This is a genomic window from Janthinobacterium sp. GW823-FHT01H08, assembly GCF_058797855.1.
In genome coordinates this window covers 987,506-1,006,978 of sequence record NZ_CM179504.1, presented here as the reverse complement: position 1 = coordinate 1,006,978, position 19,473 = coordinate 987,506, and the positions used below count along the sequence as shown (strand labels likewise).

The 19,473-nt window shown below is 63.9% G+C and carries 17 protein-coding genes and 1 tRNA gene; 8 read left to right on the top strand and 10 right to left on the bottom strand.

All coding sequences use genetic code 11. The features are described 5' to 3' along the window. Positions 1-207 precede the first annotated feature (207 nt). The 5 genes from trpE to AC3RCG_RS04435 all read left to right on the top strand — a co-directional run bounded on the left by trpE (position 208) and on the right by AC3RCG_RS04435 (position 4,683). Positions 208-1,704: an anthranilate synthase component I gene (gene trpE, locus AC3RCG_RS04455; RefSeq protein WP_492404043.1), complete on the top strand. Its 1,497-nt coding sequence runs from the start codon at positions 208-210 to the stop codon at positions 1,702-1,704. A gap of 1 nt (position 1,705) precedes the next feature. After that, positions 1,706-2,269: an aminodeoxychorismate/anthranilate synthase component II gene (locus AC3RCG_RS04450; protein WP_070223786.1), complete on the top strand. Its 564-nt coding sequence runs from the start codon at positions 1,706-1,708 to the stop codon at positions 2,267-2,269. 65 nt (positions 2,270-2,334) lie between these two features. After that, on the top strand, positions 2,335-3,378 hold the full coding sequence (trpD, locus tag AC3RCG_RS04445; RefSeq protein WP_070312616.1) for an anthranilate phosphoribosyltransferase: 1,044 nt from the start codon (positions 2,335-2,337) through the stop codon (positions 3,376-3,378). 34 nt (positions 3,379-3,412) lie between these two features. Continuing rightward, positions 3,413-4,213, top strand: a complete 801-nt coding sequence (gene trpC, locus AC3RCG_RS04440; RefSeq protein ID WP_492404045.1) for an indole-3-glycerol phosphate synthase TrpC — start codon at positions 3,413-3,415, stop codon at positions 4,211-4,213. A 20-nt stretch (positions 4,214-4,233) separates the two neighbouring features. Then, positions 4,234-4,683 (top strand): energy transducer TonB, encoded by a 450-nt coding sequence (locus AC3RCG_RS04435; RefSeq protein ID WP_139143206.1) that lies wholly within the window; start codon positions 4,234-4,236, stop codon positions 4,681-4,683. Here the strand turns inward: AC3RCG_RS04435 and AC3RCG_RS04430 are convergent. From AC3RCG_RS04430 to dkgB, 9 genes are all read right to left on the bottom strand, one after another. Beyond that, positions 4,634-5,803 carry a GGDEF domain-containing protein gene (locus AC3RCG_RS04430; RefSeq protein ID WP_227742096.1) on the bottom strand — a complete coding sequence of 390 codons (1,170 nt, stop codon included), beginning with the start codon at positions 5,801-5,803 and terminating at the stop codon, positions 4,634-4,636. The two genes, AC3RCG_RS04435 and AC3RCG_RS04430, sit on opposite strands and share 50 nt — an antisense overlap. Positions 5,804-6,022: 219 nt before the next feature. Next, entirely contained in the window at positions 6,023-7,933 is a 1,911-nt protein-coding gene (locus AC3RCG_RS04425) for a M61 family metallopeptidase (RefSeq protein ID WP_492404048.1), read from the bottom strand. A gap of 27 nt (positions 7,934-7,960) precedes the next feature. After that, positions 7,961-8,569 carry a nucleotidyltransferase family protein gene (locus tag AC3RCG_RS04420; protein WP_492404050.1) on the bottom strand — a complete coding sequence of 203 codons (609 nt, stop codon included), beginning with the start codon at positions 8,567-8,569 and terminating at the stop codon, positions 7,961-7,963. A gap of 13 nt (positions 8,570-8,582) precedes the next feature. Continuing rightward, positions 8,583-10,841 (bottom strand): xanthine dehydrogenase family protein molybdopterin-binding subunit, encoded by a 2,259-nt coding sequence (locus tag AC3RCG_RS04415; protein ID WP_492404052.1) that lies wholly within the window; start codon positions 10,839-10,841, stop codon positions 8,583-8,585. A gap of 10 nt (positions 10,842-10,851) precedes the next feature. Continuing rightward, on the bottom strand, positions 10,852-11,310 hold the full coding sequence (locus AC3RCG_RS04410; RefSeq protein ID WP_034753534.1) for a (2Fe-2S)-binding protein: 459 nt from the start codon (positions 11,308-11,310) through the stop codon (positions 10,852-10,854). Between the two features lie 132 nt (positions 11,311-11,442). Continuing rightward, a complete protein-coding gene (locus AC3RCG_RS04405) occupies positions 11,443-12,159 on the bottom strand; it encodes a DsbC family protein (protein ID WP_070223812.1) in 717 nt (238 codons plus the stop codon). Positions 12,160-12,318: 159 nt separating this feature from the next. Continuing rightward, on the bottom strand, positions 12,319-13,551 hold the full coding sequence (locus tag AC3RCG_RS04400) for an FAD-dependent monooxygenase (protein WP_070292450.1): 1,233 nt from the start codon (positions 13,549-13,551) through the stop codon (positions 12,319-12,321). A 66-nt stretch (positions 13,552-13,617) separates the two neighbouring features. Further along, positions 13,618-14,547: an LLM class oxidoreductase gene (locus AC3RCG_RS04395; protein ID WP_492404054.1), complete on the bottom strand. Its 930-nt coding sequence runs from the start codon at positions 14,545-14,547 to the stop codon at positions 13,618-13,620. A gap of 1 nt (position 14,548) precedes the next feature. Continuing rightward, complete coding sequence (dkgB, locus tag AC3RCG_RS04390; RefSeq protein WP_492404056.1) at positions 14,549-15,373, bottom strand: 2,5-didehydrogluconate reductase DkgB; 825 nt, start codon at positions 15,371-15,373, stop codon at positions 14,549-14,551. 186 nt (positions 15,374-15,559) lie between these two features. Here dkgB and AC3RCG_RS04385 point away from each other — a divergent pair. Continuing rightward, a tRNA-Phe gene (locus tag AC3RCG_RS04385) sits at positions 15,560-15,635 on the top strand. Positions 15,636-15,763: 128 nt separating this feature from the next. On the opposite strand, the gene AC3RCG_RS04380 is transcribed toward AC3RCG_RS04385, so the two are convergent. Beyond that, positions 15,764-16,303, bottom strand: a complete 540-nt coding sequence (locus AC3RCG_RS04380) for a DUF2058 domain-containing protein (protein WP_070223805.1) — start codon at positions 16,301-16,303, stop codon at positions 15,764-15,766. A 263-nt stretch (positions 16,304-16,566) separates the two neighbouring features. Here AC3RCG_RS04380 and AC3RCG_RS04375 point away from each other — a divergent pair, with 263 nt between their 5' ends. Both AC3RCG_RS04375 and AC3RCG_RS04370 read left to right on the top strand, forming a co-directional pair. After that, on the top strand, positions 16,567-16,872 hold the full coding sequence (locus AC3RCG_RS04375; RefSeq protein WP_046682222.1) for a PsiF family protein: 306 nt from the start codon (positions 16,567-16,569) through the stop codon (positions 16,870-16,872). A gap of 260 nt (positions 16,873-17,132) precedes the next feature. After that, positions 17,133-19,403 carry a putative bifunctional diguanylate cyclase/phosphodiesterase gene (locus AC3RCG_RS04370; RefSeq protein ID WP_492404057.1) on the top strand — a complete coding sequence of 757 codons (2,271 nt, stop codon included), beginning with the start codon at positions 17,133-17,135 and terminating at the stop codon, positions 19,401-19,403. Positions 19,404-19,473 lie beyond the last annotated feature (70 nt).

Sequence of the window (19,473 nt, the reverse complement as noted above, 5' to 3'; positions counted from 1 at the left end):
TCACCCAAACCGGCTCGATTGAGGCCTGGCTTTGGCGACGCTGGCAATCCTGGCAGGCTTAAGGGCCGAGCCGTTACGATTGCTGCCGGCTGCACACGCGTCCTTTGCGCCTCTTGCGCAAGTTCCATGTACCGGCAAGTTTTTTGATAACCCACCGCAGGGTTTGTGCACTATGCACACTCATACCCTGACGGCATGGAGAGAAACATGACCGAACTCGAATTCAAATCGCTGGGCCAGCAAGGCTACAACCGCATCCCCCTGATCGCGGAAGCGTTCGCCGACCTGGAAACCCCGCTCACCCTGTACCTGAAACTGGCACAGGCCCAACACGGCGGCAAGAACACCTTCCTGCTCGAATCCGTCGTCGGCGGCGAACGCTTCGGCCGCTACTCCTTCATCGGCTTGCCCGCCACGACCGTGTTGCGCAGCTACGGCAAACGCACCGAAATCGTCAAGAACGGCAGCGTGATCGAAGAACACGAAGGCAATCCGCTCGACTTCATCGAACAATTCCAGTCGCGCTTCAAGGTCGCCCTGCGCCCCGGCATGCCGCGCTTCTGCGGCGGCCTGGCCGGCTACTTCGGCTACGACACCGTGCGCCACATCGAGAAAAAGCTGGCCGGCGGCGCGCAGAAAGATGACTTGAAGCTGCCCGACATCCAGCTGATGGTGACGGAAGAACTGGCCGTCATCGACAACCTGTCCGGCAAGCTGTACCTGATCGTCTACGCCGACACGACGCAGCCCGAATCGTTTTCGAAAGCACAGCAGCGCCTGAAGGACTTGCGCATGATGCTGCGCCGCGGTGTCGATGCGCCCGTCACCAGCGCTTCCGTGCGCACGGAAACCATCCGCGATTTTTCCAAGGAAGACTACCTGAAGGCGGTCGCCAAGGCGCATGAATATGTGATGGCGGGCGACCTGATGCAGGTGCAGATCGGCCAGCGCATCCGCAAGCCATATGTCGATTCGCCGCTGACCCTGTACCGCGCCTTGCGTTCGCTCAATCCATCGCCGTATATGTACTTCTATAATTTCGGCGACATGCAGATCATCGGCGCCTCGCCCGAGATTTTGGTGCGCAACGAAACGACGGCGGACGGCGGCAAGAAAGTCACCTTGCGTCCGATTGCCGGCACGCGTCCGCGCGGCGCCACGCCCGAGCGCGACGCCGAGCTGTCGGCCGAACTGCTGGCCGATCCGAAAGAGATCGCCGAGCACGTGATGCTGATCGACCTGGCGCGCAACGACATCGGCCGCATCGCCGAAACGGGCAGCGTGCAAGTCACCGACCGCATGGTCATCGAAAAATACTCGCATGTGCAGCACATCGTCTCGAACGTGGAAGGCACCCTCAAGGAGGGCCTGTCGAACCTGGACGTGCTGCGCGCGACCTTCCCCGCCGGCACCCTGACGGGCGCGCCGAAAGTGCGCGCCATGGAAGTGATCGACGAACTGGAAATCACCAAGCGCGGCATCTACGGCGGCGCCTGCGGCTACCTGTCGTTTGGCGGCGAAATGGACGTGGCGATCGCCATCCGCACGGGCGTGGTCAAGGACGGCATGCTGTATGTGCAGGCCGCGGCCGGCATCGTGGCCGACTCCATCCCCGAAATGGAATGGCAGGAAACTGAAAACAAGGCGCGCGCCGTACTGCGTGCCGCCGAACAAGTGCAAGATGGCCTGGATGGAGGGTTTTAAGATGCTGCTGATGATCGACAACTACGACTCCTTCACCTACAACATCGTGCAGTATTTCGGCGAGCTGGGTGAAGACGTGCGGGTCTACCGCAACGATGAAATCACGATCGCACAGATCGAGGCGCTGAACCCGGACCGCATCTGCATCTCGCCCGGCCCGAAAGCGCCGGCACAGGCGGGCATTTCGGTGGAAGTACTGAAACACTTCGCCGGCAAGAAGCCGATACTGGGCGTATGCCTGGGCCACCAGGCCATCGGCGATGCGTTTGGCGGCAAGGTCATCCGCGCCAAGCAAGTCATGCATGGCAAAACTTCCCTCATCGCGCATACGGGCGTGGGCGTCTTCAAGGACATTCCCAGCCCCTTCACAGTGATCCGCTACCACTCTTTGGCGATCGAACGCGCCTCGCTGCCTTCCTGTCTGGAAGTGACGGCGTGGACGGACGACGGCGAAATCATGGGCGTGCGCCACCGGGAATACGATATCGAGGGCGTGCAATTCCACCCTGAATCGATCCTCTCGGAGCACGGCCACGCCCTGCTGAAGAATTTCCTCGAGCGCTGATTCCATGCGCACGCCCCGGCGTGCCATCAGTGTCCTCCTGCGCCATCATTGAAGAAGGAAGCATCATGCCGATCACCCCACAAGAAGCTCTGCTGCGCTGCATCGAACACCGCGAAATCTTTCACGACGAAATGCTGTACCTGTTCCGCCAGATCATGTCCGGCGAAATGTCGCCCACCATGATCGCGGCCCTCACCATGGGCTTGCGCGTGAAAAAGGAAACCATCGGCGAAATCGCCGCCGCCGCGCAAGTGATGCGCGAGTTTTCCACCAAGGTGCCCATGGCCGACACCACCAACCTGCTCGACATCGTCGGCACGGGCGGCGACGGCGCGCACACGTTCAATATTTCCACCGCCTCGATGTTCGTGGCGGCGGCGGCGGGCGCGCGCGTGGCCAAGCATGGCGGGCGCAGCGTGTCGTCCTCGTCCGGCAGCGCCGACGTACTCGATTCCTTGGGCGTCAACATCAACCTGCAGCCCGAGCAGATCGCCCAGTCGATCGCGCAAACGGGCATCGGCTTCATGTACGCACCGAACCACCATGCGGCCATGAAGCATGCGGCGCCCGTGCGCAAGGAGCTGGGCGTGCGCACGATCTTCAATATCCTCGGTCCCTTGACCAATCCCGCCGGCGCGCCGAACATCCTGATGGGCGTGTTCCACGCCGACCTGGTCGGCATCCAGGTGCGTGTGCTGCAGCGCCTGGGCGCACAGCATGCGATCGTCGTGTATGGCCGCGACAATATGGATGAAGTGTCGCTGGGCGCGGCCACCATGGTGGGCGAATTGATCAACGGCGAGATCCGCGAATATGAAATCCATCCCGAAGACTTCGGCATGTCGATGATCGCCAGCCGCAATCTGAAGGTGGCCGATTCCATCGAATCGAAAGCGAAGATGATGGAAGCGCTGCGCGGCGATCCTGGTGCCGCCGCCGACATCGTGGCCCTGAATGCGGGCACGGCGTTGTACGCGGCCGGCGTGGCCAGCTCGATCGAAGACGGCCTGGCGCGTGCGCGCACCGCCGTCAGTTCGGGCGCCGCGCTGGCGAAACTCGACCAATTCGTGCGCGTGACGCAGCAGCTGGGCACCCCGCCGCAAGCGTAAGCTCTCCGCCCTCCTTGATAGAATAGCGACCATCATGTCCGACATACTCGATAAAATCCTGGCCGTAAAAGCCGATGAAGTGGCCAAGGCCAAAGCCCGCCGCAGCCTGGCCAGCCTGCGCGGCGACGTGGAAAGCGACAGCGCCCTGCGTGCCGGCCTGCGCGGCTTTGAAGCGAGCCTGCGCCAGCACATCGCCGCCGGCAAGCCCGGCATCATCGCCGAAGTCAAAAAGGCGTCACCGTCGAAAGGCGTGATCCGCGCCGACTTCCGTCCGGCAGACATCGCCGTCAGCTATGCGGCGCATGGCGCGGCCTGCCTGTCCGTGCTGACGGACGAACAGTTCTTCCAGGGATCCGTGGATTATCTGCAGCAGGCGCGCGCCGCCTGCGCCATTCCCGTGCTGCGCAAGGATTTCATGGTCGACATGTACCAGATCTATGAAGCGCGCGCCATGGGCGCCGACTGCATCCTCCTGATCGTCGCGGCGCTCGACCATGGCCTGATGGCCGAGATGGAAGCGTGCGCCCACGAACTGGGCATGGGCGTGCTGATCGAAAGCCACGACGGCGAAGAACTGACGGCGGCGCTCAAGCTCAAGAGCGCGCTGATCGGCATCAACAACCGCAACCTGCGCACGTTCGAAACGTCGCTCGACACGACCATCAATCTCTTGCCGCGCATCCCGCAGGACAAATTGATCATCACGGAATCGGGCATCCACAGCACGGCCGACGTGCAACGCATGCGCGATGCGCACATCCACAGCTTCCTCGTGGGCGAAGCGTTCATGCGCGCACCCGACCCCGGCGTGGAGCTGGAACGCCTGTTCAGTTAAACCATGGTAGTCTGGCAGACATGAGACACGCGATCACCGTCCTTGCCACTGCTGCCCTGCTGTCGGCTTGCCAGACTGCGCCCCCGCCAGCGGAGCGCATGCCCCGCACGCCGGCCGCGATACAGCTTGCCGCCAGCATCGACGCCTACAAGGCGCTGGTGGCACAGCAGATCATGGCGGCCAACGCAGAATACACGTTCAGCGGGCGCCTGCCGCTCATGCTGCCGGCCATCGTCGTGCTCGACCTGAGCGTGGGTCCCGATGGCGAACTGAAAAGCGTGCACGTGCACCGTTCGCGCGACAGCGAAGCATCGGCCGCCGCGCTGGCCGCCGTGCGGCGCGTGCAGGTCTTCTTTCCGCCGGCCGCACACCTGATGCGCCGCCACGCCCGCACCTTCGATTTTTCCGAAACTTTCCTCTTCAACGACCAGTACCGCTTCCAGCTGCGGACATTGTCCGGTCCTCAGTAAACGCACAAGCATCGAGTTCGATGCGGTCGCGTCCCCGCTCCTTGGCCAGGTACAGGGCCGCATCGGCGCGCGACAGCAACTGTTCCAGCCCTTCCACCACCGATGCCTGGCAAGCGACGCCGATGCTGACCGTACACGGTGGCAGCCCCGCATGACTGGGCTCACGCAGCAAGGCGCGGATGCGTTCGGCCACGCCCAGCGCGTTATGCACCGGCATATCCGGCATCAGCACGACGAACTCCTCGCCGCCGAAACGCGCCACGCAATCCGATTCGCGCAGGGCGCCTTTGATAACTGCGGCCACATGCGCCAGCACCTGGTCGCCCACCGCGTGACCGTGGCGGTCATTGATCAATTTGAAGTAATCGAGGTCGATGCTGAGCAGTGTCAGCGGCAAACGGCGGCGGCGCAAATTGCCTATCTCGCGCGCATAGGCGTCGCCAAAGCCGCGCCGGTTCAGCACCTGCGTCAGCGGATCATGGGTCGAGCGGCGCTCCAGTATCTGCTGCAGGCGCCGGGTCGCCACCGTCATGAAGCCTACCGTCAGCAGCAGCGCCATGAAATTGGCAACCGCCAGATAGATGCCGGCCGGCGTGCCTGCCACCGTCAGGTTCACGCTGGCGCCGCCATGCAGCAAGGCCGACACGCCGCGCACCAGCACCACGACCGCTTGCATCAGCATCAGCGCGCCAAAGAAAAAACTCGAGAAATGGCGCTCGCCATGGCGCCATACCAGTTGCACCTGGCGCGCATAAAACAGGAAGACCAGCAGGGAGAATACCGCCACGCGCGCCGAGAAGTCGGGGTGCGCCAGCAGCCACCAGCAATTGCCGGCGATGGCCAGGACAAGTATCAGCAGATAGGCACGGCGGCTGGGCGCCAGGCCAAAGAACTTCTCCGTGCCCAGCATCGACAGGCCGATGCCGGCCACCAGCGCCGCATTGGCCGCGATTATGGACAATGCCGGCGGCAGCACTTCGCGGGTGCCGAACAGCAGGGACGCGCACACCAGCAGCAGCAAACCGGCCGCCCAATGTCCGAGGCCATGCACCTCGCGCCGGAAACTGCGATACACCGAGAACATGACGATGCTCATCGCCCCGCACATCAGGGTCGTCATCAGCATAATCGTTCGAGGATCGAGGGTTTGCACGTTGGGCGCGGTCGAAAAGAATCAGTTCGGCAATTTTAGTTTAGTTAAAGAAAAATTAGTTCATTTGCAGTAAATATGATGGCAATACGCCAATTTCAGGGGAGGCGTTACATTGAGACATTGCTGCCTGAAATAGAAAACCGGCCAGTGACGGCCGGTTTCTGTCTTACTGCACGATAAACAGCATCATGCCGCGCTAGGACGCTTCGGCCCCGTGGCTTTCTTTGGGGCCGGCAGCAGGGTCAAGCTGACACCCGGCACGCGGTCGCCCTGCAGCACGGCGGTGAATGTCATCAGCTCGTCGCGGCGGAAGGCGTGAATGGCCACCTTGGCGCCGACGGCGTAACGGCCCAGCAAGGTGTCCAGGTTCGCCGGGTTGCCCGTCACGCGCAAGCCATCGACGGCCACCAGCACGTCGCCCGCCGACAGGCCAGCCACGTGGGCGGCGCCGCCCTGGTGCACCTGCGCCAATCTGGCGTCGTTGCCGTCGCGGCCCAGGTTGACGTCCAGGCTGGCTTTTTCCGCCTTGCGCGCGTCGCTGTATTTCACGCCGAACGGCGCCAGCAGGCGCGCCAGCGGCACGTCGTCCGTGCCGCGGATGTAGCGCTCGAAGAACGGTTTCATGCGCGTGCCGGAGACCTCGTCGAACAGGGCTTCGACTTCGGCCGGCGTCACGCCGCGTGCTTTACCCTTGTAGAAATCGCGGCCATAGCGCTGCCACAGCGCCTGCATCACGTCGTCCAGCGATTTTGCGCCATTCGTCTTGCTGCGCAAAGTCAAATCGAAAGCCAACGCGATCAGCGAACCCTTGGTGTAGTAGCTGACGATGGCGTTCGGCGCGTTTTCATCCTGGCGGTAGTACTTGCCCCAGGCGTCGAAGCTCGAATCGGCCACGCTTTGCTTGGTGCGGCCGCTGCCGCGCAGGACGCTGTTGACGGTTTTTCCAAGCAGTTTGAAATAGGCCGCCTCGTCGATCAGACCCGCGCGCACCAGCATCAGGTCATCGTAATAGCTGGTGAAGCCCTCGAACAACCACAGCAGCGGCGAATAGCTTTCCGCCTGCAGGTTGTACGGCGCAAAGGCGGCCGGCTTGATGCGCTTGACGTTCCAGGTGTGGAAGTACTCGTGGCTGCACAGGCCCAGGAATTTCAGGTAGCCGTCGCCGATTTCCGTGCTGTTGGAGGCCGTCGTCGGCAGGTCAGCGCGCGCGCAGATCAGCGCCGTCGAGGCGCGGTGTTCGAGGCCGCCGTAACCATCGCCGACGGCCATGGTCATGAACACATAGCGGTCCATCGGCGCTTTTTTTGTCTTCGGCTCGAAGAAGGCGATCTGCGTTTCGCAGATGGCTTTCAGGTCGCGGCACAACCGCGGCAAGTCCAGGTTCGGCACCTTGCCCGTGACGACGATATCGTGCGGCACGCCATATGCGGTGAAGGTGGCCAGCGCGAAGTCGCCCATTTCCACCGGGTGGTCGATCAGCTCATCGTAGTTGGCGGCCTGGTAGCTGCCGAAGCCGTAGCGCTTGGCCTTCAGTTCCGGCAGGGTGGTGGCGACTCGCCAGGTCTTGCAGGCCGCATCCTTGGGCTGCACGATGTGCACTTCATGGGCGTCGGATTCCTGGCCCAGCACGCGCAAAAACACGCTGGTGCCGTTGAAGAAGCCGTGATTCTGGTCCAGGTGGGCGGCGCGCACGGACAGGTCCCAGGCATAGACGTCGTATTCGACCGTCAACGGGCCCTTGCACGGGGCGGCTTGCCACGAATGCTTGTCCAGTTTGGTCAGCGCCACGGCCTTGCCCTCGGACTCGGCGCGGATGCTGACGATGTTGCGCGAAAATTCGCGGATCATGTAGCTGCCCGGGATCCAGGCCGGCAAGGCAAATACCTGGCCGATGGCGGCTGGCGACTTGACGGTCAACGTCACCTTGAACATGTGGCCAGCCAGATCGGCGGCGGCGATGCTGTAGATGATGCCGGCGGCCGGCGTGGTTTTCACTGCGATTTTCACTGCGGTTTTCGCCGCGGCTTTGCTTGTGGCTTTGCCGCTTGCCTTGGCTCCCGCCTTGGCGGTGATTTTTTGAATCGGTGCTTTCTTCATGTTTTCCTCGTGTCTGGCATGGATGTTCTACAATCGCCCGGGCGCGCCAGGCACCGGCGACAAATCGTCAGGGGTATCAATATCGCGCAAGATGCCGCCGTCGTCCACTGTCACTTCGCACACGGCATGGCTGTTGACGATGCTGCGCGCGCCCTGGTCGCCATCGAGCGCCAGCAGCAGCGGCAAGTGAAAGGCGCTGAATGCGACAGGATTGCCGCGCCGTCCCTGGAACACGGGCACGGCGATGCGGGCGCCATCGCCGACGGCTTGCGACAAGGCGGCGATTGTAGCCGCTTCCACGAAAGGCATGTCGCCCAGCGCGATCAGCCAGCCCGGCGCGCCCCGCACGTGATCGATGGCGCAGGTGAGCGAGGCGGCCATGCCCGTGTCGGCGTCATGGCAGACGCGTACCTCGCAGCCGAGCGCGCCGAGCACGCGCGCCACCTGCGTATCGTCGGCGCGCACCACGGCCAGCACGCGCGGCAGGGCCGCCAGCATGTTCCTGGCCGCTGCCACTACCACGGGCAAGCCCGCATGCGGGCCTTCGGCCAGCGGTTGCAATAATTTGTTCTGTACGCCGGAAGGGTCGAACCTGCGTCCCCTTCCGGCTGCCAGCAAGATGCCGACCGTACTCAAAAAGCCGCTGCCGTCATGCGGCCGCCAGGTCGAACGGCAGCTTGCGCAGGCGCTTGCCCGTCAGGGCGAACAGCGCGTTGGCAAACGCGGGCGCCAGTGGCGGCACGCCCGGTTCGCCCATGCCCGTCGGCGCATCGCCCGACGGCACCAGGTGCACCTCGATCACAGGCATGTCGGGCATGCGCGGCACGGGGTAGTCGCCGAAGTTCTGCTGCTCCACCACGCCATCCTTGAGCGTGATGGCCGCGCCGGGGATGGTCATGCCCAGCGCCATCAGCGCGGCGCCCTGCACTTGCGCCTCGATCGTCAAGGGGTTGACGGCCAGGTTGCAATGCACGCCCGCCCATACCTGGTGCAGCTTGGGCGCCCCCTCCACCACGGAGGCCGTCACCACGTAGGCGACGACAGAGTTGAACGACTCGTGCATGGCCACGCCCCAGGCCTGCCCTTTCGGCAGCTTCTTCTTGCCATAGCCGGACTTGGCCACGGCCAGGTCCAGCGCGGCGATGTGGCGCGTGTGCCTGGCGTCGATCAGCTGCTTGCGGTAGGCGACGGGATCCATCTTCGCCACGTGCGCCGCTTCGTCGATCAGCGTTTCCATGACGAAGGCCGTATGCGTCGAGCCGACGGAGCGCCACCACAGCACGGGCACGTTTGCCTTGGCCGTATGCACGGACAGCTTCATCGGCAAGGTGTACGGCTCGCCCATGCCTTCGACCATGGTGCCGTCGACGCCATTTTTCACCATGAACGCTTCGAACGGCGTGCCGGCCATGATGGACTGGCCCACGATGGTGTGATCCCAGGCGAGTATCTTGCCCTTGGCGTCGAGGCCGATCTGCGCGCGGTGCACATGCGTCGGCCGGTAGTAGCCGCCCTTGATGTCATCCTCGCGGCTCCACATCAGCTTTAATGGACCGCTCTTGCCCGCAGCCCGGTACGCCTTGGCGACGTTGACGGCTTCGACCACGTAGTCGGACGAGGGCACGGCGCGCCGGCCGAAGCCGCCGCCCGCCATCATCGTGTGCAGGGTCACCTGCTCGGGTTTCAGGCCGGAAGTAGCGGCAATCGCCGCCTGGTCGCCCGTCTGGAATTGCGAACCGACCCACATCGTGCATTTGTCGGCCTGCAGGTCGACCACGCAATTGAGCGGCTCCATCGGCGCGTGCGCCAGGTAGGGGAATTCGTAGACGGCTTCGATCTTCTTCGGCGCCTTGGCCAATGCCGAGACATCGAATGCGCGCGCCACCGTGCCCGGCGTCCTGGCCAGCGCCTTGAAGGCGGCCAGTTGCTGGTCGCTGCTGACCTTTTCCACGGCGCTGCTGTCCCACTCGATCACCAGCGCATCGCGCCCCTGCTTGGCGGGCCAGTAACCGTCGGCGATGACGGCCACGCCGCTGCCGCCACGGTCGGTTTTCACTTCCAGCACCTCCAGCACGCCCTTGATGGCTTTCGCCTTGCTGGCGTCGAATTTCGCCACCTTCGCGCCAAACACGGGCGGGCGCGCCACCATGGCCACCTTCGCGCCGGGCGGCTTGAAGTCGATTCCGAACTGCTGTTTTCCCGTGGACTTGGCGGCCGCGTCCAGGCGTTTCACGGGTTTGCCGATGATGGAAAATTCGCGCGGGTCCTTCAGCTTGACGGTGGCGGGCAAGGGCTGGCGCATGGCCGCGTCGGCAAACTCGCCATACGTCGCCTTTTGTCCGCCGGGGCCATACAGCACGCCCTTGGCGGCCCGTACCTGGTCGGGATTGACTTTCCACTGCGCGGCGGCGGCGCCCACCAGCATGGCGCGCGCCTTGGCGCCGATTTCGCGGTACTGCGTAAACGAATGGGCGATGCTGCCCGAGCCGCCCGTCATCTGCATGCCATAGGCGGCATCCTTGTACTGCTCGCCAGCCGGCGCCAGTGCGCCATGCACCAGGCTCCAGTCGGCGTCGAGTTCCTCGGCGATCAGCATGGGCAAGCTCGTTTGCACGCCCTGGCCGAATTCCAGCCGGTTCACCTGCACCGTCACCGTGTTATCTGGGGCGATGTGCAAGAAGGCGTTCGGCGCATACACGGGCTTGGCGGGGGCGGCATCGGCCGCCTGCGCCAGCTTGCCCGCGCCGGGCAGGAAAAATCCCAGCATCAAGCCGCCGCCCGCCGCCGCGCCGGCCTTCATGAATCCACGCCGCGAGACGCCATCGGCCACCGGCGCCGATGCCAGCGCCGTGCCCAAGGTCACTGCGCCATGCTGCAATGCTTCCTGATTCAACCATTCGATACGCATGTCGCTCTCCTCAGGCCAGGGTCTTGGCCGCGTCCTTGATGGCTGCGCGGATCCGTTGATAGGTGCCGCAGCGGCAGATATTGCCGCTCATGGCGCCGTCGATGTCGGCATCGCTGGGCGCCTTGTTCGTGCGCAGCAGCGCCGTCGCGCTCATCACCTGGCCGCTTTGACAGTAGCCGCATTGCGGCACGTCGTGGCGCACCCATGCTGCCTGCACGGCCTTGCCCACCTGGTCGTTTTCCATCGCTTCGATGGTGGTGATCTTTTGCGCGCCCACAGATGAAATGGGCGTGATGCACGAGCGGATCGGCTGGCCGTCGAGGTGCACCGTGCAGGCGCCGCACAGGGCCGCGCCGCAACCGAACTTGGTGCCCGTCATGTTCAGGTTATCGCGCAGCGCCCACAAGATGGGCGTGGAAGGATCGGCGTCGACTTGCGTGTCGCGTCCGTTGATATTCAAGGTAATCATCTGCTGCTTCCCCTTTTTTGGATTGTTATGGCGTCTACGAACTACACTTGATGATACGACAGCGGAAAAAAACGCAAAAAAAAGCGCGCCTTGCGAGGGCGCGCCGTCCAGCCTTCCTGGCGACAGCCCGGATTACTTAATGGTCGAGAATTTCTGTTCCAGCGTCTTCGCATCGACCGCGCCCGGAATGCGGCTGCCGTCGGCAAAGAAGATGGCTGGCGTGCCCGAGACGCGCAATTGCTGGCCCAGGGCCAGGATTTTTTCGTGCGGGTTGGCGCAAGTGGCGGCGACCGTGGCTGGCGCCTTGCCGTTCAACATCCAGTCATCCCAGGCCTTGTTGCGGTCCGGCGCGCACCAGACATTGCGCGACTTGACGATGGAGTCCGGCGACAGGATGTTGTACATGAAGGTGTAGACGGTGACGTTGTCGATTTCCTTCAGCGCGTTCTGGCGGAAGCGCTTGCAGTAGCCGCAGTTCGGATCTTCGAACACGGCGATCACGCGCTTGCCATTGCCCTTGACGGTTTTCATGGCCGAATCGAGCGGCAAGTCCGAGAACTTGATGCGGTTGACTTCGTCCAGGCGCACCTTGGTCAGGTCCTGCGACGTCTTGGCGTCGAAGACGTGGCCGACGAACAGGTATTGCGCGGATTTGTCCGTGTACAGGATGTCGCCGCCCGTGCGCACTTCGTACAGGCCGCCGTACGGGGTTTCCTTGACCGAGTCCACCTTGGCGCCTTCGCCCAGGCGCGGCTCGATCAGCTTTTTGATGCTCGCTTCCGTCGGCGTTTCCGCGCCGGCGCACGACATCATCAGGCCCGAGGCCAGTACCAATGCGATTCTGCTCATTTTGATCACTATCACTTCTCCACTTGAAACGCCCGGCGGGACTGGCCTCTGGCCCGGCGTCGTTATCTTTTCGACAAAACGATCGCCGCAGACCAGCTGCGGCGACCTTGAATTTTCACTGCTGCCATTATCCGGCGATATCTTAAGATACGCTGATATTTACGGATGTCCCAATGCGTGCGAGATCATTTTTCGCTTCAGCGCAGGTAATTTATCCAGCAAGTTTAATCCCAAATTGCGAACCACGCGCAACGGCTCCAGATCGGCGCCGAATAACCGCGCCAGGCCGTCGGTCGCCAGCTGCATCAACAGCACGTCTTCCTTGCGCGCGCGCGCATAGCGCGCCAGCACGCGCTCGTCGCCGATGCCGCGGTGCGCTTCGCGTTCGCCGATCGTCTTGACCAGCTGCGCCACGTCGGCAAAACCCAGATTCATGCCGTGGCCGGCCATCGGATGGACCACGTGGGCGGCGTCGCCGACCAAAGCCACGCGCGGCGCGACCATGGCGTGCGGGCGCATCAGGGTCAGAGGAAACGCGCGCACCAGCTCCGGCTGCAGCGGCGTGAGTTTACCCAGCTTATCGTGGCAATACGCGGCCAGGCGCGCGGCCAGGGCGTCGGCCGGTTCGGACATCAAGGTATCGGCCAGCGCATCGGGCGCCGACCAGACGAGAGAGACGCGCTCGCCCGGCAGCGGCAGCAGCGCGACGATGCCTTCGCTGCCCGTAAACCACTGGTGGGCCGCGCCATGGTGCGGCTTTTCGCAGGCGAAGTTGCTGACCACGCCGCGCTGGCCGTAGGAGCGGTAATCGAGACCGATGTCGCACTGGCCCCGCACCCACGACTGGGCGCCGTCGGCGCCCACGACCAGCGCGCAAGTGATGGTGTCGCCGCCGTCGAGGTGCACGATGGCCGAGTCGTTCGTCCATTCCAGGCGGCTGGCGCGGCCCTGCAGCACGCTGACGTTCGGCGCGAATTTCAGGGCGGCGTCCAGCGCCTGGCCCAGGTTGCGGTCTTCGATGATCCACGCCAGTGCGCCCACATGGGCGCCGTAGGCGTCGAAACCGAGTCCGCCCGCCTGCGCGCCGTCGCCGTTGACCAGCATGGCATCGACGGGCGCCACCCTGTCGCCCTCCAGCGCGCCCCATACCTTCAGCGACGACAGCAGCTGGTGCGCAGTATGATTGAGCGCATACACGCGCACATCCCAGCTGGCTTCGACCGGCCTGGCGGTGGGTGCCGGAGGGTTCGCCGGGGATAACAGCGTGACGCTTTGTCCTGCCTGGGCAAACGCCAGCGCCGTGGTTTTCGCGATGGCGCCATTGCCGACGATGCAAACGTCGCTGTGGCTGTGCATGAAGCGCCGCATGGTGGGGGGAGTGGGACTGTTCATGCGGTCATTATAGCGTTTGCCGCCCCCGTTTCAGCTAGTCAGGAAGTACAGAACGCATGCCCCAGGTCAAGCGGCGCCATGAAACACGGGCAGCACGTATTCGCCGATCTCCTGCATCGTCTCGGCCAGCGGGCGCCGGTTCTGCCGCAGCTGCAGGCCAATATGCCGCACGCCGGCCGCGCGCATGGCGTGCAGCTCGGCGATCAGGCCATCGCGCCCCGTACGCCCGCCGAAGCGGAAGCGCTGCAGCGGCAAGGTCGGATCGTCATCCAGGTCCAGGTGGATGAAGCTGACATACGGCTTGTCGTCCCCGGCCACGGCGCGCCATTGGGCGGAACGCCGGGCATGGTCTTCCGGCGTGCCCGGATAGGCGAGCCAGCCGTCCATCTGCGCGCCTATCCAGGCCGGCGACTGCTGCGCCAGCCCCGCCACCAGCAGCGGCAACGGTGCGGCCGGCTTGGGCAGCAGGCGGATGCCGGGCGGCAGGCGTATATCTCCCCAGTCGCGCAGCATGGCCACCTGCTCGCGAAAAGCCTCACCGCGCTGCGCGAAATCGCGGCCGAAGACGGGATACTCGACGGGCCGGTCGCCGCTGGCCACGCCCAGCAGCAAACGCCCGCCGCTCAACTGGTCGACGCTGGCCGCCGCTTTTAAAGTCAGCACCGGTTCGCGCAGCGGCAGCACCACGGCGGCCGTGCCCAGCAAGATGCTCTCGGTGATGCCGGCCAGGTAGCCCAGATACGTAAATACCTCGAAGACCTGGGCCGCGTCGCCGAACGACGGATCGTACAGGGGCACGTCGCGCAGCCACAGCGCCCGGAAACCCAGGCGGTCGGCCAGCTTTGCCAGCGCCGCATGCTGTTGCAGGTCCGGCTCGCCCGGCACGCGGCCGCAGGCCGCATGCGCCTGGCGCCCCGTGGACGACCAGTCATTATCGAGCGGCAGTTCCAGGCCGATACTGAAACCGCCCTGCCCCAGCTTCGTCATGGCGCCCATCTCAATCCCACTGCGGCGCCAGGCCGTCCGGGTTGGTCAGGCGCTCGCCCCGTTCCAGGGCGGCCATCTGCGCCATCTCGTCCGGCGACAGGGTGATGCGCCGGAAATGCAGGTTCGCTTCCAGGTTGGCGCGCTTCGTCGACGACGGAATCACGGCAAAGCCCTGCTGCAGCGACCAGCTCAGGGCCACCTGCGCCGGCGTCACGCCGTGTCTGGCGGCAATCGCCATGATGACCGGATCGACGACCACCTTACCGTACGCGAGCGGCATGTAGGCCGTGATGTGGATGCCCTGGCTGCGCGCGAACTCGATGACCTTGCGGTTTTGCAGGAAGGGGTGGGTCTCGACCTGCTGCGTGGCGATTTCCGCCGCGCCCACCGTATCGATGGCTTGCCGCAGCTGCGCATTCGTGAAATTCGATACGCCGATGGCTTTGGTCAGCCCCTGCGCCTTGGCCTGCGCCAACGCCGCCATGTACTCGGCCACGGGAATCGCGTCTTGCGGCGACGGCCAGTGGATCAGCGTCAAATCCAGCTGCTCCAGCCGCAGCTTGTGCAGGCTGTCTTTTAAACTGGGAATCAGCTTGTCGCGCTGCAGATTGTCGATCCAGATCTTGGTGGTGACGAACAACTCGTCGCGCGCAACGGTGCTGGCCGCGATCGCCTGACCCACGTCGGCTTCATTGCCGTAGATTTGCGCCGTGTCGATATGGCGGTAGCCGACGTCGAGGCCCGTGGTGACGGAATCGATGACGACCTGCCCCTGCAGGCGGAAGGTGCCCAGACCGATTTCAGGGATGGCGGTGTGTTGGGTAATGGCGTGCATGCGGTAATCCTCTCAAATACATTTCGATGGCCACACTATGCGCCCATCCTTTGTTGAGAAAAATACCGTTTATATCAAATCATATTTGATCCGGGCGCAAGTAATGGAGGGTGAATCCTGGAAATGCAGGAAAAGTCGCAGCCGGCTCTTGCATTCCCGTTTTGGTCTGCTATAATTCGCCACCTTGGCCTGGTAGCTCAGTCGGTAGAGCAGAGGATTGAAAATCCTTGTGTCGGTGGTTCGATTCCGCCCCGGGCCACCAAGAATTCGTTTCACGTTCAAAAACGCCACCTTCGGGTGGCGTTTTTGTTTGTAGTCCACATAAAAACGGGCCGTTTCCGGCCCGCAGTTACGCCAGTCCGGTACCGTCGGCACCGGGCAATCACCCTCTTACCACATCAAATCATCAGGAATCTGGAACGCCGCATACGGATCGTCCTCGTCCACTTGCGTGCTGGCCTGCTTCACGCGCACGACGATGGCGGGGTCGCGTTCGGCGATCTTGTCGGCGATGATGCGCGGCACCAGCTCCACGGCGCCACCCAGGCAGACGATCACCAGACGGCCCGCCACCAGGTGGGCTTGCACGGCGGCCGTCACATAGATGCGCTCGATCTTGTTGTTGAACGTGAAGTTATACGGCACGTCGCCGTTGTTGCCCTTGCTCTGGCGGTTCTTTTGCACCATTTGCGCGATTTGCGCCACGATGGCTTTCTGGTTGGCGGCCGCGTCGCGCTGGGCGTTCAGTTCGCGCGCGCGTTCCGCGTTCTTGCGCTGGGTCTCGAGCGCGGCCAGGCGCACCTCGTCGACGCTTTGCGTGCCGCTCTTGCGCTCGTCCTTTTTCTGCTTGCTCTTGTCCTGATTGGCCAATTTGACCTTCTTTTTGTCGACCAGGCCGGCCTTTAAAAACTGCTCTTGCAACGAGACCATAACTACTCCGTAATGAGGGTGCGCCGGCCAAGGCAGCGGCATCGGCCGGTGGAAAGACGCTAGCATAGCAAAAAACGGGGCCGCTGCCGCCGCAACATGGCGGCCCGGGCCAGCCGGCGGAGGCCTGGCGCCTGGCAGTAACAAAAAGACACACTCGAGTGGAAATTTTGTTGATAAATGTCATATAGTTAGTTACGTTCTGCATATCGGCACTTATAGCCGATTGCATGCCCCTTCCATCGTTTGCGTCTAAAGGATTTGCCATGAAACAATTAATCGCCCTCTGCATCGCTGCCGCGTTTGCCAGCACCGCCTTTGCCGCCGCACCGGAAGCGGCGCCCGTCGCCAAGACGGCGCAACAGTCGAAAATGACCACCTGCAATGCGGATGCCGCCGGCAAGAAAGGCGATGAACGCAAAACCTTCATGAAGGAATGCCTGAGCGCCAAGCCGGCGCCGGCCATGACGCAGCAAAACAAGATGAAGGCGTGCAATGTCGACGCCAAGGACATGAAGGGCGACGCGCGCAAGGCGTTCATGAAAGAATGCCTGAGCGCGCCAAAGAAATAAGCGCCGCTTCGAAGCGCCCGTGTGCGCTTCACTGCACAGCGCCAGCCGACAGGCTGGCTTTTTTTTTGCTCCCATCAAACGGCGCGGCGCCCAGGGCAGAATGACCATCCCCGCCAAAGGGCCGATGAATGAGGCAGCCACGCGGAACGCCGGCAATCATGACCAATGATCAAGATGACAAGAGGATTGATAGCGCGTAATATTTACTCAGCAGTAATGCACGGCGCGGCGGCAGCTTACCCCAGGGGAAGGATGGCAGCGTGGCGATATCGAGCGATCTCGCGCACTGGCGCGGCCTGGTCTTTACCCGCCTGTTGCAGGTGGTGCTGCTGCTTGGCATCGTCACGGCCATTCCCAGCGCGCTGCTGGCCGCGAGCGAGGCGATCTGGTCCATCGTCGTCCTCGACTTGCTGGCCATCGGCTGGATCGGCCTCATCTGGCATAGTCGCGCCATGCCCTACCGCTGGCGCGTGTGGCAATTCCTCATCGTCGCCTATCTGGTGGGCGTGGGCCTGCTGCTGAAAATCGGTCCCGTCAGCCAGATTTACATGATGCTCATGCCCGTGCTGGCGGCACTGCTGCTGGGCATGCGGCCAGCCTTGTCGACCCTGGTCCTGACCACGCTGACCATCTTTTTCCTCGGCCTGCATCCCGACGTCGCCCTGCGCCTGCCGGGCACGCCCGATTCTCCCGTGCTGCGCGCGCTGATCGTGGCCCTGAACTTCCTGTTCATCGCCGCCGTGCTGACCCTGTCCTGCGCCTTCCTGCTGCGGCACCTGGAAGACAGCAGCCAGGCCTTGTCGCAACTCAACGCCGAGCTGCGCCTGACGGCCACGGCGCTGGCCCGCCTGAACGACATGGTGATGATCGCCGAAGTGCTGGACGGCCCGCCCGCCCCCGGCGCCGGGACGGTATCGGCCACGCGCATCATCTTCGTCAACGACGCCTTCGAGCGCAGCAGCGGCTATGCGCGCGCCGAGGTGCTGGGCCGCAGCCTGCTGTTCCAGCAAGGCCCCGCCACCGATGCGGACGAACTGGCGCGCATCGCCGCCGCCATGGCCCGTGCCCAGCCGGCCAGGGCGGAATTACTGAACTACAACAAGGCGGGCAAGGCGTACTGGGTCGAAGCGGAACTGGTGCCGTTCACGGATGCGGAAGGCAGGCAGACGCACTGGGTGGCCGTCGAGCGGGAAATCGACGAGCGCAAGAAATCGGAAGCGGACATCCACCGCCTGGCCTTCTACGACGTGCTGACGGGCTTGCCCAACCGGCGCCTGCTGACGGACCGCATCGGCCACCTGCTGGCCGCCGCGCCGCGCAACCAGACCATCAGCGCGCTGATGTTCATCGACCTCGATCACTTCAAGCACATCAACGACGCGCGCGGCCACGCCACGGGCGACGCGCTGCTGCGCCTGGCGGGCGAACGGCTGGCGCAGCTGATGCGCAAGGCCGACACGGTGGCGCGCATCGGCGGCGACGAATTCGTCGTGCTGCTGGCGCACCTGGCCGATGACCTGGACAGCGCCGCCCGCGCGGCGGCCCAGGTGGCCGAGAAAATCCGCGCCGCCATCGCGCGCGACTTCGAGATCGGCGCGCAGTCCTATCATTGCAGCGCCAGCATCGGCGTGACCCTGCTGCCGAAAGCGGGCCAGCAGGCGCACGACCTGCTGCGCGAAGCGGACATCGCCATGTACCGCGCCAAGGCGGAAGGACGCAACGGCATCGCCTTCTTTGAAGCGGCCATGCAGGCGGGCGTGGAGCGCCGCCTGACCCTGGAACGGGCGCTGGCGCGCGCCCTCGACCTGGGGCAATTGTGCATGCACGTACAGCCGCAGGTCGACCGCCACAGCCGGGTGACGGGCGCCGAATTGCTGATGCGCTGGCCGCAGGCGGACGGCAGCCATATCGCGCCGGATATCTTCATTCCCATTGCCGAGGAATCTGGGCTGATCGTCAAGCTCGGGCACTGGGCCCTGCGCGAAGCGTGCCGCGCCGCCAGCCTGCTGGCGCAGGCGGGCCGGCCCGTCCCCCTGTCCGTGAACGTCAGTCCGGCGCAGTTTCGCCAGCCCGATTTCGCGTCCCGCGTGCAGGCGGCGCTGGCCGAACACGGCACGCCGGCCGGCGCCTTGATCCTGGAACTGACGGAAGGCTTGCTGATCGACCAGCGCGACGCCTCGCTGGCGCGCATGCGCGAACTGGCGGACCTGGGCATCCGCTTTTCCATCGACGATTTCGGCACCGGTTATTCCAGCCTCGCCTACCTGACCTCGATGCCGCTGTACGAACTCAAAATCGACAAGCGCTTCATCGACGACACGCCGCACGATGCGCGCGACACGGCCATCGTGCAGGCGATCCTGGCCATGGCGCGCCACCTGGGCTTGCGCGTCGTGGCCGAAGGCGTGGAAACGCGGGAGCAGGCCGACTTCCTCGTCGCCCACGATTGCGACGGCTTGCAAGGCTTCCTGTATGCGCGGCCGATGCCGCTCGATGAGTTTCTCGTCTGGCTGGCCCGGCATCAAGCTTAGCTTTCCGACATTTCCTGCACGAAACTCCTCCGCTAGAATACCGGCCTCATAGCCTGTACCTTCACCATCC